The organism is Nocardia arthritidis (genome assembly GCF_011801145.1).
Classification (GTDB): Bacteria; Actinomycetota; Actinomycetes; order Mycobacteriales; family Mycobacteriaceae; genus Nocardia; species Nocardia arthritidis_A.
In genome coordinates this window covers 8,788,158-8,811,527 of the sequence record NZ_CP046172.1, presented here as the reverse complement: position 1 = coordinate 8,811,527, position 23,370 = coordinate 8,788,158, and the positions used below count along the sequence as shown (strand labels likewise).

General features: G+C 67.1%; 23 protein-coding genes. 10 read left to right on the top strand and 13 right to left on the bottom strand.

The genetic code is table 11. The annotated features are described in order from the left end of the window. The first annotated feature begins 55 nt into the window (after nt 1-55). A complete protein-coding gene (locus F5544_RS39970; protein WP_238846913.1) occupies nt 56-1,207 on the top strand; it encodes a lipase family protein in 1,152 nt (383 codons plus the stop codon). A gap of 30 nt (nt 1,208-1,237) precedes the next feature. Further along, a complete protein-coding gene (gene rsmA / locus F5544_RS39965; protein WP_167477941.1) occupies nt 1,238-2,119 on the top strand; it encodes a 16S rRNA (adenine(1518)-N(6)/adenine(1519)-N(6))-dimethyltransferase RsmA in 882 nt (293 codons plus the stop codon). A 32-nt stretch (nt 2,120-2,151) separates the two neighbouring features. Here the strand turns inward: rsmA and F5544_RS39960 are convergent, their stop codons facing one another. Beyond that, nucleotides 2,152-3,495 carry a Vps62-related protein gene (locus F5544_RS39960; RefSeq protein WP_167477940.1) on the bottom strand — a complete coding sequence of 448 codons (1,344 nt, stop codon included), beginning with the start codon at nt 3,493-3,495 and terminating at the stop codon, nt 2,152-2,154. 200 nt (nt 3,496-3,695) lie between these two features. Beyond that, nucleotides 3,696-3,977, bottom strand: coding sequence for a winged helix-turn-helix transcriptional regulator (locus tag F5544_RS39955; protein ID WP_167477939.1), 282 nt, complete (start codon nt 3,975-3,977; stop codon nt 3,696-3,698). Nucleotides 3,978-3,995: 18 nt separating this feature from the next. On the opposite strand from F5544_RS39955, the gene F5544_RS39950 reads away from it, so the two are divergent. After that, nucleotides 3,996-4,847, top strand: coding sequence for an MBL fold metallo-hydrolase (locus F5544_RS39950; RefSeq protein WP_238846912.1), 852 nt, complete (start codon nt 3,996-3,998; stop codon nt 4,845-4,847). A 77-nt stretch (nt 4,848-4,924) separates the two neighbouring features. Here F5544_RS39950 and F5544_RS39945 read toward each other — a convergent pair whose 3' ends face one another. After that, nucleotides 4,925-5,101, bottom strand: a complete 177-nt coding sequence (locus F5544_RS39945; protein WP_167477938.1) for a hypothetical protein — start codon at nt 5,099-5,101, stop codon at nt 4,925-4,927. A gap of 229 nt (nt 5,102-5,330) precedes the next feature. Between F5544_RS39945 and F5544_RS39940 the strand changes: the two genes are divergently transcribed. After that, a complete protein-coding gene (locus F5544_RS39940; RefSeq protein ID WP_167477937.1) occupies nt 5,331-5,900 on the top strand; it encodes an ADP-ribosyltransferase in 570 nt (189 codons plus the stop codon). Then, entirely contained in the window at nt 5,900-6,049 is a 150-nt protein-coding gene (locus F5544_RS39935; RefSeq protein ID WP_167477936.1) for a hypothetical protein, read from the top strand. The genes F5544_RS39940 and F5544_RS39935 overlap by 1 nt, the downstream gene beginning before the upstream one ends. 173 nt (nt 6,050-6,222) lie before the next feature. On the opposite strand, the gene F5544_RS39930 is transcribed toward F5544_RS39935, so the two are convergent. The 6 genes from F5544_RS39930 to F5544_RS39900 form a co-directional block, all read right to left on the bottom strand. Beyond that, nucleotides 6,223-7,008 (bottom strand): CPBP family intramembrane glutamic endopeptidase, encoded by a 786-nt coding sequence (locus F5544_RS39930; protein ID WP_167477935.1) that lies wholly within the window; start codon nt 7,006-7,008, stop codon nt 6,223-6,225. 86 nt (nt 7,009-7,094) lie between these two features. Then, on the bottom strand, nt 7,095-8,789 hold the full coding sequence (locus F5544_RS39925) for a serine hydrolase (protein ID WP_194252454.1): 1,695 nt from the start codon (nt 8,787-8,789) through the stop codon (nt 7,095-7,097). Nucleotides 8,790-8,848: 59 nt separating this feature from the next. Continuing rightward, nucleotides 8,849-11,104 carry a heavy metal translocating P-type ATPase gene (locus tag F5544_RS39915; protein WP_167477934.1) on the bottom strand — a complete coding sequence of 752 codons (2,256 nt, stop codon included), beginning with the start codon at nt 11,102-11,104 and terminating at the stop codon, nt 8,849-8,851. After that, nucleotides 11,104-11,970 carry a hypothetical protein gene (locus F5544_RS39910; RefSeq protein WP_167477933.1) on the bottom strand — a complete coding sequence of 289 codons (867 nt, stop codon included), beginning with the start codon at nt 11,968-11,970 and terminating at the stop codon, nt 11,104-11,106. Before F5544_RS39910 ends, F5544_RS39915 begins: the two co-directional genes overlap by 1 nt. After that, on the bottom strand, nt 11,970-12,176 hold the full coding sequence (locus F5544_RS39905; protein ID WP_167477932.1) for a heavy-metal-associated domain-containing protein: 207 nt from the start codon (nt 12,174-12,176) through the stop codon (nt 11,970-11,972). The genes F5544_RS39910 and F5544_RS39905 overlap by 1 nt, the downstream gene beginning before the upstream one ends. A 93-nt stretch (nt 12,177-12,269) precedes the next feature. Then, nucleotides 12,270-13,028: a CPBP family intramembrane glutamic endopeptidase gene (locus F5544_RS39900; RefSeq protein ID WP_167477931.1), complete on the bottom strand. Its 759-nt coding sequence runs from the start codon at nt 13,026-13,028 to the stop codon at nt 12,270-12,272. A gap of 257 nt (nt 13,029-13,285) precedes the next feature. Here F5544_RS39900 and F5544_RS39895 point away from each other — a divergent pair, with 257 nt between their 5' ends. Then, the gene (locus F5544_RS39895; RefSeq protein WP_167477930.1) at nt 13,286-14,215 is read left to right on the top strand and encodes a 4-(cytidine 5'-diphospho)-2-C-methyl-D-erythritol kinase; all 930 of its coding nucleotides are present in this window, start codon (nt 13,286-13,288) and stop codon (nt 14,213-14,215) included. Between the two features lie 5 nt (nt 14,216-14,220). Here F5544_RS39895 and F5544_RS39890 read toward each other — a convergent pair whose 3' ends face one another. Then, nucleotides 14,221-15,069: an LLM class flavin-dependent oxidoreductase gene (locus F5544_RS39890; RefSeq protein WP_167477929.1), complete on the bottom strand. Its 849-nt coding sequence runs from the start codon at nt 15,067-15,069 to the stop codon at nt 14,221-14,223. 237 nt (nt 15,070-15,306) lie between these two features. On the opposite strand from F5544_RS39890, the gene F5544_RS39885 reads away from it, so the two are divergent. Beyond that, entirely contained in the window at nt 15,307-17,094 is a 1,788-nt protein-coding gene (locus F5544_RS39885; RefSeq protein WP_167477928.1) for an ABC-F family ATP-binding cassette domain-containing protein, read from the top strand. Between the two features lie 59 nt (nt 17,095-17,153). On the opposite strand, the gene F5544_RS39880 is transcribed toward F5544_RS39885, so the two are convergent. Next, nucleotides 17,154-17,774 (bottom strand): TetR/AcrR family transcriptional regulator, encoded by a 621-nt coding sequence (locus F5544_RS39880; RefSeq protein ID WP_167477927.1) that lies wholly within the window; start codon nt 17,772-17,774, stop codon nt 17,154-17,156. A gap of 161 nt (nt 17,775-17,935) precedes the next feature. Here F5544_RS39880 and F5544_RS39875 point away from each other — a divergent pair, with 161 nt between their 5' ends. The 3 genes from F5544_RS39875 (at nt 17,936) to F5544_RS39865 (ending at nt 21,005) form a co-directional block, all read left to right on the top strand. Beyond that, the gene (locus F5544_RS39875; RefSeq protein ID WP_167477926.1) at nt 17,936-19,450 is read left to right on the top strand and encodes an FAD-dependent monooxygenase; all 1,515 of its coding nucleotides are present in this window, start codon (nt 17,936-17,938) and stop codon (nt 19,448-19,450) included. 141 nt (nt 19,451-19,591) lie between these two features. Beyond that, on the top strand, nt 19,592-19,960 hold the full coding sequence (locus F5544_RS39870) for a hypothetical protein (protein ID WP_167477925.1): 369 nt from the start codon (nt 19,592-19,594) through the stop codon (nt 19,958-19,960). 307 nt (nt 19,961-20,267) lie between these two features. Beyond that, nucleotides 20,268-21,005: a DsbA family protein gene (locus F5544_RS39865; RefSeq protein WP_167477924.1), complete on the top strand. Its 738-nt coding sequence runs from the start codon at nt 20,268-20,270 to the stop codon at nt 21,003-21,005. Between the two features lie 8 nt (nt 21,006-21,013). On the opposite strand, the gene F5544_RS39860 is transcribed toward F5544_RS39865, so the two are convergent. Both F5544_RS39860 and F5544_RS39855 read right to left on the bottom strand, forming a co-directional pair. Then, nucleotides 21,014-21,883 carry an Abi-alpha family protein gene (locus F5544_RS39860; protein ID WP_167477923.1) on the bottom strand — a complete coding sequence of 290 codons (870 nt, stop codon included), beginning with the start codon at nt 21,881-21,883 and terminating at the stop codon, nt 21,014-21,016. Beyond that, complete coding sequence (locus F5544_RS39855; RefSeq protein WP_174867492.1) at nt 21,874-23,196, bottom strand: DUF445 domain-containing protein; 1,323 nt, start codon at nt 23,194-23,196, stop codon at nt 21,874-21,876. The genes F5544_RS39860 and F5544_RS39855 overlap by 10 nt, the downstream gene beginning before the upstream one ends. Between the last annotated feature and the right edge of the window lie 174 nt (nt 23,197-23,370).

The window sequence follows — 23,370 nt, the reverse complement described above, 5'->3', positions numbered from 1 at the left end:
AATCAGTACACTCGTCCGGGTTCGTTGCGGTGTCGGGGTCTGTGAGGTTTGTTCGGTGCGTGTTCTGCGTGGGATGGTGGCGGCGGCCATCGGTGTCGGTCTGGTTGTTCAGGCGAATCCGGTTCAGGCCCAACCAATTCCGGCACCGGTCCAGGCTCCTGGCACGCTGATCTCGGCGACGCCGCAGCCGGACGGCTGGCACGGCGCGTCCGACGGTTCGGTCATCGAGTACTGGACGAGTAACTCCGCGGGTGCCGCGTTGCCCGCCAGCGGTGCGCTGTATCTGCCGCCCGGTCCGGCGCCTGCCGGTGGCTGGCCGGTGATGGCATACGACCACGGCACCAGCGGGTTGGGCGCGGGCTGCGGTGGACAGGCCGATCCGGCGGGGCATCCGTATCAGGAGATCCGCGCGAGAGAGGATCAGTTGATCCGGCATGTGGTGTCGCAGGGCTTCGCGGTGGTGGCCACCGATTACCTCGGGCTCGGCCGCTTCGGCACCGGGCCGCATCCCTATCTCGAACTGCGCACCGAGGCCACCGCGACCATCGACATGGTGCGCGCCGCCCGCGCGGCACATCCCGAATTGTCGCGCACCTGGGGCGTTTTCGGCGCCTCGCAGGGTGGTCAGGCCGCGCTCGGCACCGGACATCTGCAGCGCACCTACGCGCCCGACCTGGACTTCCGCGGGACCATCGCGATCGATCCGGAATCCGATGTGGAGAAGGTGTTCCCGCTGGCCGGGCCCGGGATCCCGCCGGTATCGAACAGTGATGGCGCGATGAGCTTCTTCGTCAGCATCCTGGCCGGGCTGCGGGCCGCGCGGCCGGACGTCGACGTCGACCAATATCTGACGCCGCTCGGCAAATCCGTGCTCGACGATATCGGGACGAAATGCCTCGACGGAATCATCGACCGGGTGGCTGGGCTCGGGGTCGGCGATATCCTGGCGCGGCCGCTGTCCGATGACCGCATCCGGGCCGCCTACACCGACTATCTGACCGTGCCGACCAGTGGCTACGACCGCCCGATTCTGTTGCTGCTCAACGTAACCGACACCGTCGTGCCCTCGCCGCTGCACGCCGCGCTCGTCGCGCAGTTCGCCGCGAACGGGGTCGACTTCCAGACCGTGACCGGTACCGGGCGGCACACCCAGCTGAACGACCGGATGTACGCGGCGATGGACGCGTTCCTGGCGCGGGTGAAGTAGTGCGCGAACTCGGGTTGATAGGTTCTTCGCGTGCCCGAACCTGATGTTTCCGCTCGTGGGAGCGCCGCGCTGCTCGGACCCGCCGAGGTGCGGGTGCTCGCCGAGCGCTTCGGCGTGCGGCCGACCAAACAGCTCGGACAGAACTTCGTGCACGACGCGAACACCGTGCGGCGCATCGTCAGCGCCGCCGGGGTCGGCCGAGCCGACACCGTACTAGAGGTGGGGCCGGGGCTGGGTTCGCTGACCCTCGCCCTGCTCGACGTGGTGGATTCGGTGATCGCCGTCGAGATCGATCCGGTTCTGGCGCAACACCTTCCGGAGACCGTCGCGGACCGCGCTCCCGAGCTGGCGGATCGGCTGACGGTCGTGCTCGCCGATGCGCTGCGGGTGCGCGCCGCCGAATTGCCCACAGCGCCAACCGCACTCGTCGCCAACCTGCCCTATAACGTCGCGGTACCGGTTCTGCTCCACCTGCTCGCCGAATTGCCAAGTATCGCAACAACATTGGTCATGGTGCAGGCCGAGGTCGCGGACCGGCTCGCCGCCGAACCCGGCAGCAGGACCTACGGCGTCCCGAGCGTCAAAGCCGGTTTCTTCGGCACCGTCCGCCGCGCGGGCGCCATCGGCACCCAGGTCTTCTGGCCGGTGCCGCGCGTCGACTCCGGCCTGGTCCGCATCGAACGTTACGCACAACCTCCCTGGCCCATGGACGCCGCCCACCGCACCCGCGTCTTCGAGGTCGTCGACGCCGCCTTCGCCCAACGCCGCAAAACCCTCCGCTCCGCCCTGTCGGGTTGGGCCGGTTCCGCGGCCGAAGCCGAACGCCGCCTGGTCGCCGTGGGTATCGATCCCACCGCCCGCGGCGAAACCTTGGACACCGCCGCCTTCGTCCGGTTGGCGGCGCAGGGGTAACTCGCCGCGCGGCGGCCGGGTGTGGGCCGGTGTCAGTCGATCGGCGGGATCGGTTCGGCGGCAGGGACATTCGGCGTGGTGGTGCCGAATGCCTCGGCGGGATCGCTGTTTTCGACGATGGCTCCGTCGACGGTGTCGACGACCCTGGCGTCGGAGGGGTATTGGCCGGTGACGTAGGAGTCGATATCGAACTTGAGGCCGCTGCCACCACCGATGGCTTCGCCGTCGCGGCGAATCGCGATGATCTCGTGGGTGGCCGACCACAGCGCGCCCGACGCCTGCGGCGGTGTGGTGAGACCGTGGGTCTTGGTCACCGAGCGCAGCTGTGCGACCTCGTAGCGGCTGCTGTAGCCGAGTTCGGTGGTCACGCTGGTCTCGATACCCGCCGACAGGCCCTTGATCTCGATGCCTGCCTTGGCGGTGACCGTGACGCTGGTCCGCTTGCTGTACTCCTCGCTGGCGGTTTCGGTCACGCCGGTGGTCACCGACACGCTCGACTCGGCGGGAGTGGTGCCGTTCTGATTGTTCCGGAAGATCTGCAAGGAGTAGTTGACTCGCCGCTCCAGCGTGTAGAACGGGGAGTTCGCGATCTGCCACGCGATGGTCTTGCCGGGGTCGGTGACCACCGTGCACGGCACCGTCACGGCACGGTCGGTGATCTGCGCGATCGGGTCGGGCTCCTGATGCGAGGTCAGTACCGGGATCGCCGGGGGATTGCGCTTGACGACCGCGGCGGGCACGTCGAGGACATATACCGATTCGGTGGGAGTGTCGTAATTCGCCTGTGCCCGTAGCAGATCCGCGCCCAGGATCAAACGCTCGGTGCTGTCGGAGGGGTAGGCGAGCGGCTGGATCTGCCAGGTGGACACATCCGACTTCGCTCCGGACTTCTTATCCCACCAGATCAGCGAACCGATCCGGCCTTCGCGCACGTAGCGGCGCCCCGCGAGTTCCCTGCGGATGCACCCGTAGTACTCGAGGTTCGGCGGATCCCAGCTGTTCCACGAACCCCACACATCCCCGAGCGCCACATACCCCTGCGGCGGGATGGGCCGCCACACAGCACCATTGGCTTTGGCGCCCGAGCCCTGGTCTTTCCAGATCAGCTCGAACCGCACCGGCGGTTTCACCATCTGGTCCGCGGCGTTCGCGCCACGCACCAGGATCGTCGCGCGCTTTCCGGTGATGTCTTCATGGTCTCCGCTGTGCCCCACGCTGCCCAGATACCGCCAACCCTGTTGGAACAGGGCGCCCCCGCAGTTCGGATTGAAGAACGCGCCGTGCATCGTGGCACCCGACCCGCGATCGTCCCACCGGCGGTTGAACTGATCGGTCACCGCGATATCCAATGCCCCGTACCTGATGCTGTCGACCATGACGATCCCCTGCTTCCCCTCGAAGATTCCGCGGACCGCGATCGGCGCTGACAACAGCCCCCGCTGACCCCGCAATCGTATTCGACCCCCCGCCTCCGGTGGCGTAAAGCTGTTGCAGCACACCACCATTGACCATTGCGTCCGGCTTCTTCCCGGGCTTCTTGTAGGGGTATGGGATCACCGATCGAGCTGTAATCGGTTCAGTGTTCGGCGGGCAGCTCGATCCATTGCAGCGCCCACTGGTTGAGCGCCAGCAGAACCTCACTGAGGGCGGCGCCTTTCTCGGTGAGCCGGTATTCGACCCGCACCGGCGGGCCCGTGTGTACCAGCCGGTCGACGAGCCCGTCGGCCTCGAGGTCCTCGAGCCGTTGCGAGAGCAGCTTGTCGGTCATGCCGGGAATGACCGCGGCGATGTCACTGAACCGCGCCGGGCCGGTGACCAGGGCGCGCAGCACCGTGGCCGCCCAGCGTCGGCCGAGCATCTCGGTGGCCGCGGCGTAGTGCCTGAGCGCATCGTGCCCGACTACGAGGTATTCGTGAACGACCCGATTCCGTTTGCGGACAGGCTGCCGACCGGCGAGACGATGATGTGGTCGCCGCTGGCATCGACCCTGATCTTCGGCGCCTCCGACGCCGTACTCGTCGATCCCCCGTTCACCCGGGAACAGACCGACCGAGTAGGCGACTGGGTGCAACGATCCGGCAAACGCCTCACGCACATCTATATCACCCACGGCCACGGTGACCACTGGTTCGGGACGGCCCGGCTGGTCGAACGCTTTCCCGGCGCGACCGTCTACGCCACCGCGGGGACCATCGCGCTGATGCACGAGTCCATAACGCAACGAAAACTGTTCTGGGACACCGTCTTTCCTGGACAGATCGGCGAAACACCCGTAACCGCACAGCCTGTCCCGGCGGCCGGATTCACCCTCGAGGGCCACCCACTGCACGCCGTCGAGGTAGGGCACAGCGACTGCGACAATTCAACGGTGTTGCACCTGCCGTCGATCGGACTGGTGGTCGCCGGGGACGTCGCCTACAACGGTGTGCACCAGTACCTCGCCGAGGGCGCCGGCGGCGGCCTCGAAGCGTGGCTGCGGGCCGTCGAGCACATTCGGCGGCTGCACCCCCGCGCGGTCGTCGCCGGTCACAAGGCCCGCGAGCGTGCCGACGATCCGCGCGTCCTGGACGAAACGGCCGACTATCTGCGCACCGCACTGCGGTTGCTATCGGAAAAACCCTCCGCACGAACCTTTTTCGAGTCAATGCTGGCCAGTTTCCCGGACCGGCTGAATCCGGGCGCGGTCTGGCTCAGCGCGACGCGGCTGCTGAGCGATCAGATCACCTAGGCCCAGGACATAGCGCATTCAGCACCAAAACGACCACGGCCCAACAGATCTGGGCGATAGGACCCCTTCCTGGTCCTTCACCGGTCAGCCCTGCGGGCGGCGCACGGCTCCTCGCGCACCGCGCCGAGCACCAGCTCGGCGACGAGAACCACGGGGAGCCAAGCAAATCCGTGCGGACTCGGCCGCACCGATCCGAGGACGCGGGCCAGTGCCACCGCGACCATCGCCACCGGACGCTCCAGGTACAGCGGCACCGGCGGTAGAACGGCGACTACGCCGACGGTAGCGGGCAGACCACTTCCTTCGTCTGGTTGGCGGCGCGGGTGTAGGTTTACCGGTCGAGCCTTCAACGCCGTAACGGATCGTGGTCGAGTTTCGAAGCGAATCAGCTTCTGCGGCAAGGACATCACAGGGCTCGACGTCCGTTGTGCAAGTGGGGTCATGGCGCGTGTGCGGGGGGTAGTGATGCGGAACAAACCGCCTATGGCGGATGATGATGACGATTTCGAGAGAATCCGGTTGGGGGAGATAGCGCTCGCTGGTCAGGATCTCACTCTCCTCACACCGGAGGAGAGCGGAGCGATCCGCGCGTATGCCTTGAACCTCTTTCAGCTGATAAATGATGCCTTGTGGGGGCATGCCCCCATGACCCCGTTCCTGGAGCGGTACATCAGCCTGATTCGGTCCGGTCTAGCGAAGTACCCACTGACCGAGCCGGTGCGCGTGACCCGCGAATCCGAGGCCGCGCTATACGGCATTGTCGACGAGGAATCGGCTTACGCGCTGGTCGAGGAGCAATTCACACATGAAGGGTTCATGTCGACGTGCGGTCTAGAGTATCCGCCGCGCTCAATGCGCCATCGCGACCCGGTGATTCTGGACCTGGTCGTGCCCGCTGGCATTCCAGCCCTGCGGCTGGGTGAGCTCGCCACAGTGCGTGCCGAGCGGGAGGTTCTGCTCATCGACGCGCGAAGCTACTACATCGTTGGTGTCGATTGGGATGTGGCGCGTAATATGTGGCGCATCCAGGCATTCGTGACGGGAGGTGTGTGATGGGTGCGTTGACGCAGGAAGCGATGCGTGCGACCCGGGTGCAGTTGACGCCGGAACAGCGCGATGCACGGCGGCGCGAAGCCGAGAAGCTGGGTATCAAGATTCGCCGCCATCGCACTACCGCAGCGGATGTCAAGGGCGACAAGTAATCTCACCGCCAGCTTTGGACACGTACGAATTCGGGGTGCGGATGCAACGCGCCCGAATTCGCCGAGTGCGTCATGCGATGCAGGGGTAGATGCCGCCGGGCAAGAGTGGCTTCTGGCGCGCCCGGTGTATCCGGTGGGGATTCGGCGGGCCGGGTATCCGGGCGGGGGCTTTCCTAGATGAGGTTCAGGGCGATGGCGGTGAAGCCGGATGCGGCCAGTAGGGCGTCTACGCCGACGTGCATTCCGATGGAGAGCCGAATGTCCTTGTCTCGCCAGGCGAACCAGAAGCCTGGGAAGGTGAAGATGGTGCGCGACACGAACATCCACGGCGACCAGAAGTGGTAGAGCGAGAACAGGAGTGTGCTGGCTACCGGCGCCCAGTTGCCGAGGTGTGCGATGCGGGGCAGCAGGAAGCCGCGGAAGTACAGCTCTTCGATGAGCGGCAAGGAGATTCCGGTCAGCGGCAGGCTTATCGCCATCGTGGTGAGCATGACCGAATGCGAGTACCCGTCGAGATATGAGGTCGGGCTGTCGCCGGTGTTCGCGTATGGGAGCCAGGTGAAGAAGCCTTTGCAGAAATTGTTCACCGGTGCCAGCGCGAACCCCACCACCAGCATCCATCCGATGAGGGGGATGACCATCGCCACGAGCTTCCCGCGCGAGAGCGGTCTTCCAGTGTAGTGCAGTACACCGTGAAATGAGAAGTGTCCGTTGCGTTTTCGGCCCAACCAAAGCAGCCCCGCCAGGATCGGGATCAGAATCAGGCACAGCGCGATCGCCCAACCCAGGAGAGCCGGGTAGCCGATGGCTTCGGCGAATGGTTCGCCGACGAGCAGGTAGGCGGCGACGATCAGTGCGCCGGGTACCAGATGCAACGCGATGGACAGCGGCAGCGGGTGGCGGTCGCTCAGCAACCGCTCGACTGTTCTGTTCGGTCGAGTATCTGTGAATGCTTGCATGACAAGGGAATTCCTCGAACTGTTCGTGAATGGTGTCGGCCCCGGGAGCTGCCGCCGCGGTGCGGACACCCCCGGGGCGGGCGGAATCAGCCTGCGGCTTGTCCGCCACAGAACACTTCGCTGGTGAGCCGCTGCACCGCCTTCTGCTGAGCTTCTACTGGGGCATGCTTTTCATCGGCGTCAACGTAGGTCACCGAGGCTTCCAAGGTCTTACTGCCGTCGGGGGTGCTGTACACCAGCGTTCCGTAGCCCTGGACACCGCCGTCGGAGGCGAGGACGGATCCACAGCCCACGTCCCACATCTCCAGCCCGAGGCCGTAGCTCATCGTCGGGAGGGGTGTCGGGTGCATCTTGGTCATCTCGGTCAGTAGCGCGGCCGGGAGCAGTTTTCCGCCGACCAACGAGGAGAAGAATGTGTGGAGATCCGCGGTGGTCGAAATCATGTCACCGGCGGCGGAGATCCAGGAGGGGTTCTGCCGGGTGACGTCGATCGTCTTCCATTGCCCGGCGTCTTCGTATTTGTAGTAGCCGTGCGCGTGCGGTTCGGCGATGTCCGGCGAATCGCCCGGCACCACGGTGTCCCGCAGTCCGAGCGGCTGCAGGATTCGCCGCTGTATCTCGTCGCGGTCGGAGTTGCCGGTGACCTTCTCGATCATCAGCTTGGCCAGCACGTAGTTGGTGTTCGAGTAGCTCCAGTCCGTGCCCGGCGCGAACTTCAGCGGTTTGGCCAACCCCAGCCGCGCCAGCTCCTCCGGCGGGTAGGTGTGGAAGCGGTTGTCCACCCAGTCCTTGCCCGCCCACGGGATTCCCGGTTCGTATCTCCCGTCGGGGAAATACTCGCCGGTGAAGTTGAATACACCGCTGGTGTGCTGCAACAGCATTCGCACCGTGATCCGCCGGTCCAGCCCGAAATCGGGGAGGTAATCGGCGGCCGGGCTGTCCAGCCCGATCTTGCCCTCGCCCACGAGTTGCAGCACCACGGTCGAGTAGAAGGCCTTGGTGGTGCTGCCGATCCGGAACTTCCCGTCCGTCGGTGGTTTCTCGGCCTTGCCCAACTCACGTACCCCGGCGCTGCCGACCCACTCGCCGCGCTGATCGTGCACCCGCAACTGCACCCCGGTGATGCCGGAGTACTCGGCGACCTCCTGAAGGGCCTTGCGCAGCTCGGGGCGATCCTGCCCGGTATCCGGGCCGTCCGCGGCCGCCACACCCGCCGCCCCGGTCAACAGCGCCGCCGACATCGCCAGCACCGCCGTGCGCTGGAAGATCCGTGGCATTTTCTTCGGTGAATTGATCATGGCGGCAACGATCGCCCGCCGTCCTGACACCGGACCGTCACCGTGCTGACGCGGCTGTCGCGCTCCGAAGACGAAGCCGCGCAATGCGATGAAGCGCATACCGCCGACCGCCGCCATGACGGCGAGCACCGCACCCGCCTGCGCTCTATCGCCGAGGTCGGGCGCCGAGCACCGCAGGCCGGCCAGCGCCGCGGAGCTGACCAGCAGGCCGATCAACGCCAGCCCGCCGCCTTCGCACTGCGCGGCGAACCACCCGACCCGCCCGGCCGCCTGAAAGGTGAGCCGCCGGTGCAGTTCGTTGGCGATAACCGTGCTGAGGATCGAGCCCGCGGCGTTGGCGATCAGCGGCCCGGTTCCGTGCATGACCATGAACAACAGGACATAGGCAATGTTGCTGACACCGCCGACCAGCGCGAAACGGATCAGTTGGGCGAGGGCGCGATCCCTGCGCAGAAGTCCGGAGGCAAGTGCTGTGCTGTTCACGCCGATACAGTCGCCGACCCGCTTGACACGGGCCGGACATCGACCTGACACCGAACCGGTTATCCGCGGAAGTTGCGCAGTCGCAGGCTGTTCGTCACGACGAAGATGCTGGAAAGCGCCATTGCCGCACCCGCGAGCATCGGATTCAACAGTCCGGCCGCGGCCAGCGGGATGGCCGCGACGTTGTAGCCGAAGGCCCAGAACAGGTTGCCCTTGATGGTGCGCAATGTCTTGCGGGACAAGCGGATCGCCGCGCCGACGGTGCGCAGATCGCCGCGCACCAGGGTGATGTCGCTGGCCTCGATGGCGACGTCGGTGCCGGTGCCCATGGCGATGCCGAGATCCGCCTGGGCCAGCGCGGCCGCATCGTTGACGCCGTCGCCGACCATCGCGACGACCTTGCCGCGAAATTGCAGGTCCCGCACCACATCCAGCTTGTCGCCCGGCAATACGTCGGCGATGACGGTGCGGATGCCGACCTGGTCCGCGACGGCGTGCGCGGCGGCCACATTGTCGCCGGTGAGCAGGATCGGCTCCAGCCCGAGCGCGCGCAATTCGGTAACCGCCTGTGCACTGGTGGGTTTGACCGTGTCGGCGAGGATCAGCAGGCCGCGCGCGAGCCCGTCCCAGGCGACGAGCACGGCGGTGCGGCCCGCCGCCTCCGCGGCTTCCTTTGCGGCGGTGAGTTCTTCGGGTATCTCGATCGACCGCTCGTCGAGCAGCGCGCCCCTGCCGATCACCACGGCCCGCCCGCCGACCGACCCCAGCACACCCTTACCGCCGTGATCGGTGAACCGAGACAACGACATTCGCGCGATATCCCGCTCCTCGGCGGCCGCGACGACGGCCCGCGCCACCGGATGCTCCGAGCCGTGTTCGACGGTCGCCGCGATCGCGAGCAGTTCCCGCTCCTCGATCCCGGCGCCGGTGACGATCGAGTCGAGCGCCATCCGGCCGGTGGTCACCGTTCCGGTCTTGTCCAGCAACACCGTATCGACGCGCCGGGTCGATTCGAGCACCTGCGGGCCGGTGATCAAAATGCCGAGCTGCGCCCCGCGTCCGGTCCCGACCAGCAGCGCGGTCGGCGTCGCGAGGCCGAGTGCGCACGGGCAGGCGATGATCAGCACCGCGACGGCCGCGCCGACCGCCGTCGCCGCGCCGACCCCGTTCGCAACCCAAAAGTTCAGCGTCAGTAGGGAAAGCGCGAGCACGACGGGCACGAATATCCCGGCCACCTCGTCGGCCAGCCGCTGCACCGGCGCCTTGCCGTTCTGCGCCTCCTCGACCAGCGCGGCCATCCGGGCCAGCTGCGTATCTGCGCCGACCTTGGTGGCGCGCACGGTGAGCAGGCCACCGGAATTCACCGTCGCGCCCGCGACACTGTCACCGGGGCCGACGTCGACGGGCAGCGATTCACCGGTCAGCATGCTCAGGTCGACGGCCGAATTACCCGCGACGACAACGCCGTCGGTGGCGACCTTCTCACCGGGCCGCACCAGGAAGTGGTCGCCGACGCCCAATTCGCCGATGGGGATCCGGATTTCGGTGTCGTCGCGAAGCAGCGACACATCCTTTGCGCCGAGTTCCAGCAGCGCGCGCAGCGCCGAGCCGGCCCGCTGTTTGGCCCGGGTCTCGAAATATCGCCCCGTCAGCAGGAAGATGATGATCCCGGCCGCCACCTCGAAATAGACGTGCGCGGTCGAATCACCGCGCGGCACAGTGAGACTCATCCCCGCCATACCGGCCGACCCGGATCCGCCGCCCGGCCCCGCGAACAGCGCGAACACCGACCACCCGAATGCCGCCAGCGTGCCGACGGAGATCAGCGTATCCATGGTGGCCGCGCCGTGCCGAGCGTTCGTGACCGCAGCGTGGTGGAAACGGGCCCCGCCCCAGAACACCACCGGGACGGTCAGCACCAGCGAAAGCCATTGCCAGCCGGTGAATTGCAGGAAGGGCAGCATGGCGAGCGCGATCACCGGCACCGCGAGCGCGATGCTCACCAGCAGCCGCCTGCGCAACCCGAGCAGATCGCCGGACGGCACCACATCGTGCTCGGCGGGTGCGGGCACATGAGCCGTGTATCCCGCGCCGACCACCTGTTCGATCAGTCGTTCCGGCGAGACCGTCGGCGGATGACTGACCTTCGCCTTCTCCGTCGCATAGTTGACGGTGGCGTGCACGCCCTCGATCCGGTTGAGCTTCTTCTCGATTCGCGCCGCACAGGATGCGCAGGTCATCCCGCCGATCGCCAATTCGAGCGAGCGGGGCGCCGCGTTCGGCCGCGGTGGCGCCGGGGCGTGCGCTTCGGTCATCAGTGGTCGCCGCCGTGCGTGTGCGCGACGGAATCGGCCGCAGCGGTGGCGGATTCGACGGTGAACTCGGCGGTGTGCACCGCGCCATGATGCACGAAGTCGAGATACAGCCGATAGTCGCCCGCGCTGGGCGCCTGTGCGTGGAAAGCGACCTCGGGACCCGCTGGGGTGCGGCCGATTTCGCCTTCGGGATGCACGTGCAGATAGGCCAGATCGTTGCCGCGCAGGGCGACCAGGTGGGCGTATGCGCCGAGATACGGTTCCAGATCGGTGACCGGCGTGCCGTCCCGGCTGATGGCGAAGCGTAGCTCGCTGCCCGCGGTGGTCAGGTCTCCGGTGAGCGTCACCCGGTAACCGTCCACCGCAACGGTCCGCGCGGGCGGCGGAAGTGGTTGTGGGACAGCATTTCCCGCGACGGTAATGGTGCGGCTGAGCACCAGGTCGCTCGCGGCGTCCGGCGCGAAATCGGCGAAGATGCGGTACGAGCCGGGCTCGGCCCATTTCCAGTCGATCGACCAGGTGCCCGCGGCATCCATCACCGGATGCACGTGGCGATAGCCGGTGGCGTCCGATCTGGCGACGATCAGATGCAGCTGCTTGTCGTGCTGTGCGGTGAATTTCGTGACCGTGGATCCATCCGGTCCGGTGATTCGGAAGCGGAGCGGCCCAACCTGATTCGGCTCGGTGGGCGCGGTCAGATCGGCGAACGTGTATCCGTCGTGGGAGTCGGCGAGCCCGGTTCCGGGGCGGCTTTCGTCATCCGCCGTCGGCGACGACTCGCCGACCAGCGCGCCGACGCCGAGCGCCGCGCCGAACAGCAGGATCAGCCCGCCGCCGAACGCGGCGAGCTTCAGCCTTTCCCGCATCAGACGGCGACTTCGTAACCGGCCTCGTCCACCGCGGCGACGATATCGGCGTCGGAGAGCGGCGCGGTGCTCTCCACCCGGACTGCGCCGGAGGCGAGGTCGACGTCCACCGAGGTGACGCCATCGATCTTGCCGATCTCCGACTTCACCGAGCTCACGCAGTGCCCGCAGGTCATTCCGGTGACGGTGTAGGTGCTGGTGGACATGTCCGACTCCTTCGCTCGTATTCATCATACCGTGCCGGGGTATCTGCCCGGCACGAGAAAACATACCCCCCATGGGTACTTGATGGCAAGGGGTCAATCCCGGCGCAGCGTGCGCAGGCCGAGCGCCGCGGTGACGATCGCGGCGGCGACCGCGAGCAGCATCACCTGCGGGCTGGTGTGCGCATCCGCGCCGACGGCCAGGTAGGTCATCATGTTGATCAACCAGTGGCCGACCGTCGCCACCGTTATTCGTTGCCGCACACCGCCATTGCCGAGCGTTCCGAGCAGTATCGCGAAGGTGACGGTCGAGACGAGGAAGGACAGCGCGATCACCGGTCCGGCGGCGATCACCTGTACGTGCCACAGCGCCCAGATCACGCCCGTGACCAAGATCGCCAGCCAGCGCCGATAGTGCGTTTCGAGCACCGGCTGCAGCAGGCCGCGCCAACCGATCTCCTCACCGCAGGCGCCGATCAATTGGAGTACGAGCAGCAGTCCGAACGGTACGCCGCCGAACGATTGCGGGCCGGGCGGGTGGTACCCGGCCGTCGCCGCCATACCCGCGAGCAGGACGCCGAAGATCACACACGCCGCGACGAGGTAACCGAGATCGGTGCGCACCCGCGCGGCAGGCAGCGGCGCCGGGGCCAGCCCGCGCAGCGTCGTTTCGAAGAGGATCCAGCAGAACAGCGCCCCGACCGCCGGACCGAACTGCACCAGCGACAATGCGTCGGAATCTATTCCGGACCACCGCTGCACCACGAGTAGCGCGGCGGATCCGAGAAGCGTTGCCGCGACGTATATCCCGACAATGGACCAGAGGCGTTCGGTACTCGCCCTCGGTATTCGCACGGACGGTTCGGTTTTGTCCCTGTCCCGGGACCGATCGATCACCCCTAATGGTCGCACGCGGGTTCGCCTGCTACGCAAGTGTTTCGCCGTCCCCCACACCGCGTGCCCTTGCCGTTATATACCGGCGCGGTGCCGATAGGAGTGGTGTCGGTCACCATCGGTTCCGCCCGGCCTGTCCGGCGGCGCGGGGGTGAGATCGGCGGCGTACCGGTTTTCGGTCGGACTTCGCCGCGCCGTGCCCCTTATGCTTGGGTCTCGTGTTGTCAGTAGTGCCCAGCCCAGTCACCGTGCGTGCGCCGTCGAAGGTGAACCTTCACCTCGGCGTCGGCGACCTGCGCGCGGACGGCTACCACGATCTGACCACGGTCTTTCAGGCGCTGTCACTGAGCGACGACCTCGAGATCGCACCCGCGGCCTCGCTGACCGTCCGGGTCAGCGGCGAGGGCGCGGCGGAGGTGCCGACCGATCGGACCAACCTGGTCTGGAAGGCGGCCGTCCGGCTCGCCCATCTGGCCGGGCGCGCGCCGCTGGTGGAGATCGCGATCGCCAAGGGGATTCCGGTGGCGGGCGGCATGGCGGGCGGCAGCGCGGATGCGGCCGCCACCCTGGTCGGGCTCAACGAGCTGTGGGATCTGGGGCTGAGCCGGGACGAATTGTCCGGTATCGCGGCGGAACTCGGCAGCGATGTGCCGTTCGCGCTGCAGGGCGGTACCGCGCTCGGCACCGGGCGGGGGGAGCGTTTGCTTCCGGTATTGTCCCGCAACACTTTTCACTGGGTTATCGCGTTGGCGAAGGGCGGCCTGTCCACCCCGGCGGTATACGCCGAGCTGGATCGGTTGCGGGAGAACGGGAATCCGCCACGGCTCGGCGAACCGCAGCGGCTCATGCAGGCGCTGGCCGCCGGTGATCCGAAACTGCTCGCGCCGCTGCTCGGCAACGATCTACAGGCCGCCGCGCTCTCGCTGAAGCCGGAACTGCGCCGCACCCTGCGGGCGGGCGTCGGTGCGGGCGCCCTCGCCGGGTTGGTCTCCGGATCGGGCCCCACCTGCGCATTTCTCTGCGACAGCGAGGCGGCGGCGGTGGCCGTGGCCGCGGAACTCGCGGGCGCGGGCGTCTGCCGCAGCGTGCGCACGGCCAGCGGACCGGTGCCGGGCGCCCGAGTGCTGGAGACACCCGGCAAACGCTGACCGGTTCAGTCGACGATATCGGCCAGGCGATCGACCTGCCCGGCATCGCGGCCGTAGCAGTAGAGCATGACCTCGTCCGCACCGAGATCTTCGAATTGCTTTATCGCGCCGCGGATTTCGTCAGGAGTGGTGAGCATGCCCGCGAGCATGTAGTCCGCGCGGCCGCTGAATTCGTAGTACGCGCCCATCGCGGCGCGGGCGTCGTCGACCACATCCGGCGCGCCGAGCGCGACATTGACCTGCGCGACGATCCGCGGCTCACCAGAGCGGCCGTGCTCGCGCCAGGAATGGCGAACCTGATCGAAGAGCCCACCGGCCCACGACGGCGCGGCCGCCGCGAGAAAGCCTGTGCCCCAACGGCCTACCCGATCGAGTGCGACGGGCTGGAAGCCACCGAGCAGAATTTCCGGGCCGCCGGGGTGGACCGGGGCGGGACCGATCGGGCCGCAGTCCGGGCCGTACGGTTCACCGGACCACAGCTTGCGCATCAGGCCGATCTGCTCGTCGAATCTGCGGCCGCGGGTGCGGATATCGGTGCCGGACGCGATGTGGTCGTCGGCACGTCCGCCGACGCCGAGGCCGAGGACGAACCGCCCGCCGGACATCAGGTCCAGCGTCGCGGCCTGCTTCGCGAGCAGCGCGGTGTCGCGCAGCGGTGCGATGAGCACCTCGGTCTGCACGCGGATCCGTTCGGTGGCGCCTGCCACCATGGCGAGCGCGACCAGCGGTTCGGGATTGTCGTAGACGAGCCGATCCAGCAGGCCGAGGGTCCGGAACGGGCCGTCTTCGGCGCGGTTGGCCCAATCGAGCAGGGTGGATGGGTCGGAAATGGGCAGGCCGATACCGACATGCATGGGTGAAACCTCCGAAAAAAGGGGTGGGCAAATCAGCGCCGCCCCCTCTATGACCATCCGAGTGGAGGTAGGGCTCTCATTCTGCGGCAGTACTTCTGGAGAGCTCCGTTTCAGAGTGAGCCCACTGTAACCAGAGGTTCGCCCGTCGCGCAAATGATGCTTCCGTCGGGGCGGTCGGGACTGCTCGGTACGCTGGTTCGGGGTATTTCGCGCCCTCGATAGTCACCGGAAGGATCCATGGCCAACCTGATCAACCTCGAACAGGTCAACAAGAGTTTCGGTATCACCCCGCTGCTGGACAATGTGTCGCTCGGCGTGCACGCGGGCGAGCGGATCGGGGTGGTCGGGCTCAACGGCGGTGGTAAGACGACGCTGCTCGAGGTGCTGACCGGGCTCGAGGAACCGGACAGCGGCCGGGTGAGCAGGCTCGGCGGGCTGCGGATGGCGGTGGTCACCCAGCGCGGCGTGCTGCCCGAGGGCGCGACCGTCGGCTCGGTGGTGCTGGCCGGGCTGGCGGAGGACGTGCAATCCGATCACGGTGTCGCCGAACACGAGTGGGCGGCCAACCCGCGGATCCGTTCGGTGCTGGAGGGGATCGGTATCGCGGATCTCGGGCTGGATGCCGTGGTGGACAACCTGTCCGGTGGTGAGCGCCGCCGGGTGGCGCTGGCCGCCGCGCTGGTGCGCGAACTGGATCTGCTGGTACTCGACGAGCCGACGAACCACCTCGACGTCGAGGGTGTGCAGTGGCTGGCCGCGCATCTGCTGTCGCGGCGCAGCGCCCTCGTCGTCGTCACACACGACCGCTGGTTCCTCGACACCGTCGCCACCCGCACCTGGGAGGTGGTGGGCGGCAAGGTGGAAAGTTACGAGGGCGGTTACGGCGACTGGATTTTCGCGCGGGCCGAGCGGGCGCGGCAGGCCGACGCCAGCGAGGCGCGGCGGCGGAATCTGGCGCGCAAGGAGCTGGCCTGGTTGCGGCGCGGCCCGCAGGCCCGCACCTCCAAACCGAGGTACCGGGTGGAGGCGGCCGAGGCGCTGATCGCCGACGTACCGCCGCCGCGCGACTCGGTATCGCTGGCCGCGTTCGCCCGAAAGCGCTTGGGGCGGGTAGTGATCGAGCTCGAGGACGCCACGCTCGGCACGCCGGACGGCCGCGAGCTGGTGCGCGATCTCACCTGGCGGCTCGCGCCGGGTGAGCGGGTCGGCCTGGTCGGGGTGAACGGCTCCGGCAAGACCACGCTGCTGCGCGCCCTCGCGGGTGACGGTGATCTGGTGACGGGCAAGCGGATTCAGGGCCAGACCGTACAAATCGGTTGGCTGCGCCAGGAACTCGACGATCTACCGACCAACCTGCGTGTGCTGGAAGCTGTTCAACAGGTCGCGCAGCGAATTATGCTCGGCGACAAGGAGATCTCCGCCGGACAGCTGGCCGAGCGGCTCGGCTTCAGCCCGGCCCGCCAGCGCACCCCCGTCGGTGATCTGTCCGGTGGCGAGCGCCGTCGCCTGCAGTTGACGCGCATCCTGATGGCCGAGCCGAATGTGCTGCTGCTCGACGAGCCGACCAACGATCTCGATATCGACACCCTGCAGCAGTTGGAGGATCTGCTCGACAACTGGGCGGGCACCCTCGTGGTGATCAGCCACGACCGCTACCTCATCGAGCGCATCTGCGACTCCACCTGGGCGCTGTTCGGCGACGGCAAACTCACCAACCTGCCCGGCGGCATCGAGGAGTATCTGAGGAAGCGCGCCGCCGCGGCGGCCGCGCCGACCCGCGGCGCCGAGCCCAAACAGGCGGAGGTCACTGATTCCGCCACCTATCGCGCCGCCCGCAAGGAACTCACCCGCCTGGAGCGCACCATCGACAAGCTCGCCGAGCGCGAGCAGAAGTTGATCGCGGCGCTGGCCGAGGCCGCCAGCGATCCGGACCGGCTCGCCCCGCTCGGTGCCGAGCTCAAACAGGTTCAGGCCGAAAAGGATTCGGCCGAGGAACGCTGGCTGGAGTTGGCCGACAACGTCTGACCGGTTCATGCACGGCGATCGGCTTCCCGCGCACCACCGCATGCGCGGGAAGCCGAAACCTATGCGTGAACGTGTGATTCGGTGCGGCGAGCGAGTATGGCGTCGATCGCTCGGTGCACCATCGATACGGCGGCGGTATCGCCCAGTCGCAGTTCGATATTGGCCGCGGTGAGCACGGCGTTTATCTGAAATGCCGTGAGGTCGATATCAATTGGTGCGATTTCGCGGTTGGCGACGGCCTGTTTCAGCTCGGCGGCGATTATGTCGAGCCACCGCCGCCGCTGCGCGACGAGCGCATCGCGCACCGGACCCGGCTTGCTGTCGAATTCCGGCAGGTTGGCGCCCCAGAAACAGCCACCGGCGAACAACGGCTCGCCGACGTAATCGAGCCACTGCTCGATCAGCGCGCGCAACTGGGCGAGCCCGCGCGGCCGCCGCCGCGCGGGCAGCACCACCGCGTCCACGAACGCCCGCTCCGCCGCCTCGATGGTGGCCAACTGCAGCTTCTCCTTGGTCCGGAACAGCGTCTGAATTCCGGCCTTGCTCAACCCGAGGTCGTCGGCCAGTCGTCCGAAGCTGAGATTTTCCAGCCCGTCGATCGATGCGATATCCACCGCCCGCGCCGTAACCACCTGCCGGGACCGCATTCCCCGCAACAACCGCTGATCCGACGTCTCCATGAACACCTCCACGGCGTATATACGGTCGATCGTATTCTACCGCCGCCTGCGGCCATCGGGATCACGCTTCGACGCCGGGCGCGCTGTCGTCAATTTTGATTGACACGGTCCGATTGTCGAGCAAAACTGGCAGCGGATGATTCAAACGAGGGGGAGGTGTCATGGACACCGATGTAATCGTGGTCGGCGCCGGTCCGACCGGCTTGCTGTTGGCCGCCGAACTGGCGCTGTGCGGCGTGAAACCGATTGTGCTGGAACGACAACCGCACCCGCGCGAACTGCCGAAGGCCAATGGTCTCGGCGGGCTGATCGTGCGCATGCTCGAATATCGCGGCTTGCTGGAACGGCTGCCGGCAGGCACTTTTCACGGTATGGCGCCCGGATTCCCGTTCGGCGGAGTGAATGTCGACTTCACGCCATTGAAAGCCGATCGGATGCAGCTACTTCTGCTCCCGCAACCGCGGCTGGAACGGCTGCTCGGCGAGCGGGCCGATGAGCTCGGCGCGCAGGTGCGGCGCGGGCACGTGCTGGTGGCGCTGCATCAGGACGACACCTCCGTGACGGCGGAAATTCAAGGCCCGGAAGGGGATTACCGGCTGCGGGCGCGCTATCTGGTCGGCTGCGACGGCGGTGGCAGCACCGTTCGCGCGCTGGCGGAGATCCCGTTCCCCGGCACCACCTATCCCGAGGTGACGCGGCTCGGTCACGTCGCCATGCCGGATTCGGTGACGTTGCTCGACAACGGCGACCTGGATGTTCCCGGTATCGGCGTCGTCCGGGCGGGATTCACCAGAACCGAACGGGGCATGGTGGCCATCGCATCGTTCACGCCCGAGGTGCTGTTGGTCTCGGCGACCGAGGACGATCCGGCCGCGCCCGGCGACGACCAACCCGTGACGCTGCCGGAGCTGCGGGCCAGCCTCACTCGCGTATTGGGCGTGGATCTGCCGTTGGGCGAACCGATTTGGCTGAGCCGGTTCCGCGCGCAGGCGCGTCAGGCGCAGCGCTACCGGGACGGCCGGGTGTTCCTGGCCGGCGACGCCGCCCACCTGTTCCCGACGGGTGGTATCGCACTGAACGTCGGTCTGCTCGATGCGGTCGACCTCGGCTGGAAGCTGGCCGCCGAGGTAAATGGTTGGGCGCCAACGGATTTGCTCGATACCTATCACGGCGAACGGTATCCGGTCGGTGCCCGCGCGCTGCGGCACAGCCGTGCGCAGGCCGCGCTGGCGAGCGGCGGTGACGAGGATGCGATCGCGCTGCGGGAGATCTTCCAGGAACTGCTGCGCGACGAGCAGCCGGTGCGTCGCGTCTGCGACATGCTCAGCGGAACCGAGATCAGGTATCCCGCCGCCGACGCCCATCCGCTGGTCGGCGCCTTCGCTCCGGATCTCGCACTGTCCACCGCCGACGGCCGCACGAGCGTCGCCGGACTCATGCGCTCCGGCCGCCCGGTGCTGCTCGACCTCGCGGACCGAGCCGACATTCGCGAAACCGCCGGCGATTGGGCCGATCGAGTGGATATCCGGACGGCCGATGCCGACGACCCGGTGGCCGCCGCGCTGTTGATCCGCCCGGACGCGCGGATCGCCTGGGCGGTCGCCCCCGGCGCGTCGGCCGATTCGGCCCGAACCAGCCTGCGGGACGCATTGACCCGATGGTTCGGACAACCGTGACCTCGGCGGTGTGATCGGAGTTTGCGCTGGTCACGGCGGCCGGAAACGCACAGATCATCCACAACTGTCGTGCAGAAGGGTCCCAAGGTTCGGTCATACCGTCGGATATCAGGTCGGGTAATTCGGACATAAGGCACACCCATGACAGAAGCGGAAGGCGCCGGGCAGAGTGGTCCGGCGGAGAACGAGAATCCAGCACCTCAGGCGGCGCCCCCGCCGCGGTCCAATGCGCTCGCGGCGCGCTGGCGCGGATCGCGGCCGCTGCGAATCGTGACCGCGGTGGTCGCGGCCGTCGTCATCGGACTGGCCGGATTCGGTGCGGGGCTGGCGGTCGGCGACCACGGTGGCCACCGCCATCACGGTGGCCACCATATGACCGCGCACCGGTGGGGACCGGGGGAGCGGATGCACCGCTACGACCGGCAACGCCCGCCGGAGCCGCCGCCGAGCGGAGCGCCGCAACCGTCGACTCAGCCGTCACAGACGCCCGCGCCGACCCCGACGCACTGAGCCGCGGCCTCGCACGACTTGGTCTCGTGCGAGGCCGAACTCATGCAAGCGCCGAATGGGCGCTGTCGACGAGGAGTCCTACGCACGGCCGGAGCGAATACACAGGTAGTTGTCGGCGAAGCCGTCGTCGGCTCGCGCATGTCCGGAACGGATGCGGAGTTACGCCGAATAGGCGTTGTCGACGAAGCAGTCCTGCGCATGGCCGAACGAATGCGGAGGTTCCCGCGCCGTGGAGGGCGGACCGGAAGGGAAGCGCTATCGTTTCCGGAGCGAACTACCCCCGGCGAACGAGAGCGTGGTGATCGGCGTGACCTACCCCGACGTATCGGCAAATGCGGCGCCGCCGCGGGCGGGTGGCGGCGCGCTGCCGGTCGTGGTCGCGGTGCTCGCTGTGCTGGTCGCCGTGATCGCGGTCGTCGTCGGGTTGGTGTTGCACGGCGGTTCGGTCGTCGCGGGCGCGGCGACACCGGCGACGGGTATCACCGGCGGGCCGTCGAATGTCACCGGGGCCGGTGCGGTGCGGGTCGGCGATCCGAAAGCGAAGGTCGTGGTCCGGCTGGTCGAGGATCTGCAGTGTCCGGCATGTCAGGCGTTCGAGAAGGCGAACGGCAAGGTGCTGGCGGAGGCCGCCGGGAACGGTTCGGCGGTAATCGAATACAACATCATCTCGTTCCTGGACCGGGCGTCCACCACCAAGTACTCCTCGCGCGCTGGCAACGCGGCCTACTGCGTCGCCGACTCGGGCACCGCGAACTATCAGACCTGGCTCACCGCCATGTTCGAGCAGCAGCCCAAAGAGGGTACCGACGGTCTGCCCGACAGTAAGCTCGTCGAGATCGCCAAATCCGCCGGTTACACCGATTCCGCTGTGGCACAGTGCATTACGAGCCACAAGTGGGAACAGTTCGTTCGCGACAACACCAAGCAGGTGTTGGCCGGCGGCATCAAGGGCACCCCATCGGTTTTCGTCAACGGCAATGAGATCACGTCGAGCGTGATCATGACCGAAGGCGGCCTCGGCCCGATCATCGCGGCCGCCCGTTAGAGGTGTGCTCAGTCGGTGCCGGAGGCCCGTCCGTCCGGCACCACCACCGGCAGACAGGTCTGCACGAAATCGGTGCCGAATGCGGTCAGCGTGACGCTGCGGTAGTACACCTTGGTGCCGAATCCGGAGCGCTTCAACACCTCTCGCACCGGTGACTGCGCCTCCAACACCTGATAGCGGTGTGGGTTGTCGAGCGGGTCCTTGGTGAAATCGATGAGTCCGAGCCGCCGCAGGTTGGTCAGGTACTGCTGGATGCGGTTCGGGAAACGCAACCCGGCGTGTTCGCCGATCAGGTTGAGCCCGGCCACGATTCGCTCCGCGCCGAGCGCGCGCGGCCGCCCGATTCGGATATCAATGGACGGCTGCGCGCCGTCGAGGTGCAGGAATCGCAGTATCCGCGCCTCGTCCGGGGTGAGCTCGGACAGCATGCCCGCGAATGCAGGATGACCATCGGACTGTTCGGCGTGCGGACTGGCCGACATGCGCAGCAGCGCGGCGCCCTGCTCGCGCAGCGTCGGCACCGAGGTGTGCTCGGAAGATGTTGCGGGCGGCGGAATCCCGAGCGCCCGGCGCACCGCGTCGCGCACCTCGGCCTGTGCGTCGGCCAGCACCTCGCGCGGCGGCGTGCCCGCCATACTGCCCTTCACCACGGTGCCCGCGACGCCGAGCGCGGTATCGATACCCCAGCCCGCCACCCCGTACGCGGCATTCCAGGCCACCCGCGCGACTCCGGACGCTCCCCGCACCGCCTGGAAAGGCATACTGCGCGTGCGGATTTCGGCTAGCTCCGCGCCGGGCCGCCGGGCGATCTCGCGAGTGGGCGCCGGGTCGGCCGCATCGAACTCATCGCCGCCTCCGGCAGATTCGCCTACCACCATGATGTCGCCACTCCCGTTCCGAAGACCAGGATGTGAGCGTATCCGGCAAACAGTCCCAACACGCCGCCATGCACGAAAAGCAGCCACTCGTCCTGTTTGATGGCGGAGCGGAGCATATCCACGAAGTCCGGCGGGCTCAGCTGCGACATTTGTCGTGCGATGTACTCGTTGACCTGTTTACCCTGCTGGACATTGAAATCCGGGTCGGCGAACGCGATCGGCGCGATGGACATCGCCTCGGTGGTCAATGTCGCGGACAGCGAATCGTATTCGCGACTGCCGAGCACGAATTTCACCGCGGGCCGGGCGGGGCCGAGCGCCCGGTCCGCGGCCGGGCGCAGGGTGTCCTCCAGCATCTGAATGGTGCGATCCGAGCGTGGTCCGTGCAGCAGTTCGTCGCCGATGTTGGCGACGGTCATCACCTGTGAGGACACCAATTCCGCGTAGCCCTCGGTGATTTCGTCCTGCCGCTTGATCAGCAGGCCCTGCCGCCACGGGCAGTACCACTTCGGGTACGCGGGCGCGAAGATCAGGTTGATGCCCACCCAGTTGACCGTCCAGCCGATGATCACGCCGCCGATCGGCAGTACCACGAGCGAGGACCAGTGCGTGACATGCAGCAGCGCCACCAGCACGACACCCATCGGGGCACCGAAGTAGAAACCGAAATTCTGCATGAACCGCAGCTCTTTCGCGCCGAGCACCTGGAACAACTGGTTGAGCAGTTGCGGGCGGGCCTGGAAGTAGCGGATCACCATCTGCTTGACATCGATCAGTTGATCGATGTTGTTGCCGATTTCCTCGGTGAGCTCGCGCAGAATGTGGGGCAGCTGCTGCTTGACCCTGGCGTGCACCATATCTCGCACTTGCGTTGGCAAGTTGTACCAGAGCTGCGGATGCTCGCGACGCAGAATTTCCTCGATGATGCCGTGGATGCGTTCGTCACCGACATTGATGAAATGCTCTGCGAGCCGGTCGGGTTCGATTTCCCGGTAGAAGTCGGCGATGTTGCCGAGTTTGGCGAGTCCCTTGTCGACGGCGATGCTGGCCATCTTGTCGGCGCGCGACGGAACGATGCCCTGCCAGCCGAGCCTGCCGTCGTAGCTCAGCAGCGGCAGCACCTGAATTCGCTTGGGCAGGAACGGGAATAAGGCGCGCAGCCCGGGCACCGAGATGCCGTGGAACCGAATCGGCTTGAACAGCATGAGCACGCCTGTCCAGTTCGTTATGTAGCCGATGATTCCGGTGAACAGCGGGATCGTCACCAACTCCAACAGGACGGTCGGGTGGATTCCGAACACGCTCTCTAACACGACACCCTCCTGCCGATATACCGGTGACCGCCGCCTCACCGGCACCTCAAGGTAGCACTACCCGCACAAACGGAACGCCCTGTGACCGGCAAATCGACCCAGACAGCTTGTGGGCCGCGCCACAGGTCATAATTCGGAGATATCGGTCACAGACGCACTTCAACGACCGAGGGG

What these genes read in the sequence shown, in the direction of transcription:
- F5544_RS39960 (WP_167477940.1), bottom strand. Translation starts at nt 3,495, where the DNA reads ATGGTCGACAGCATCAGGTACGGGGCATTGGATATCGCGGTGACCGAT.
- F5544_RS39955 (WP_167477939.1), bottom strand. Translation starts at nt 3,977, where the DNA reads ATGCTCGGCCGACGCTGGGCGGCCACGGTGCTGCGCGCCCTGGTCACC.
- F5544_RS39940 (WP_167477937.1), top strand. Translation starts at nt 5,331, where the DNA reads ATGGCGGATGATGATGACGATTTCGAGAGAATCCGGTTGGGGGAGATA.
- F5544_RS39935 (WP_167477936.1), top strand. Translation starts at nt 5,900, where the DNA reads ATGGGTGCGTTGACGCAGGAAGCGATGCGTGCGACCCGGGTGCAGTTG.
- F5544_RS39930 (WP_167477935.1), bottom strand. Translation starts at nt 7,008, where the DNA reads ATGCAAGCATTCACAGATACTCGACCGAACAGAACAGTCGAGCGGTTG.
- F5544_RS39915 (WP_167477934.1), bottom strand. Translation starts at nt 11,104, where the DNA reads ATGACCGAAGCGCACGCCCCGGCGCCACCGCGGCCGAACGCGGCGCCC.
- F5544_RS39910 (WP_167477933.1), bottom strand. Translation starts at nt 11,970, where the DNA reads ATGCGGGAAAGGCTGAAGCTCGCCGCGTTCGGCGGCGGGCTGATCCTG.
- F5544_RS39905 (WP_167477932.1), bottom strand. Translation starts at nt 12,176, where the DNA reads ATGTCCACCAGCACCTACACCGTCACCGGAATGACCTGCGGGCACTGC.
- F5544_RS39890 (WP_167477929.1), bottom strand. Translation starts at nt 15,069, where the DNA reads ATGCATGTCGGTATCGGCCTGCCCATTTCCGACCCATCCACCCTGCTC.
- F5544_RS39885 (WP_167477928.1), top strand. Translation starts at nt 15,307, where the DNA reads ATGGCCAACCTGATCAACCTCGAACAGGTCAACAAGAGTTTCGGTATC.
- F5544_RS39880 (WP_167477927.1), bottom strand. Translation starts at nt 17,774, where the DNA reads ATGGAGACGTCGGATCAGCGGTTGTTGCGGGGAATGCGGTCCCGGCAG.
- F5544_RS39875 (WP_167477926.1), top strand. Translation starts at nt 17,936, where the DNA reads ATGGACACCGATGTAATCGTGGTCGGCGCCGGTCCGACCGGCTTGCTG.
- F5544_RS39870 (WP_167477925.1), top strand. Translation starts at nt 19,592, where the DNA reads ATGACAGAAGCGGAAGGCGCCGGGCAGAGTGGTCCGGCGGAGAACGAG.
- F5544_RS39860 (WP_167477923.1), bottom strand. Translation starts at nt 21,883, where the DNA reads ATGGTGGTAGGCGAATCTGCCGGAGGCGGCGATGAGTTCGATGCGGCC.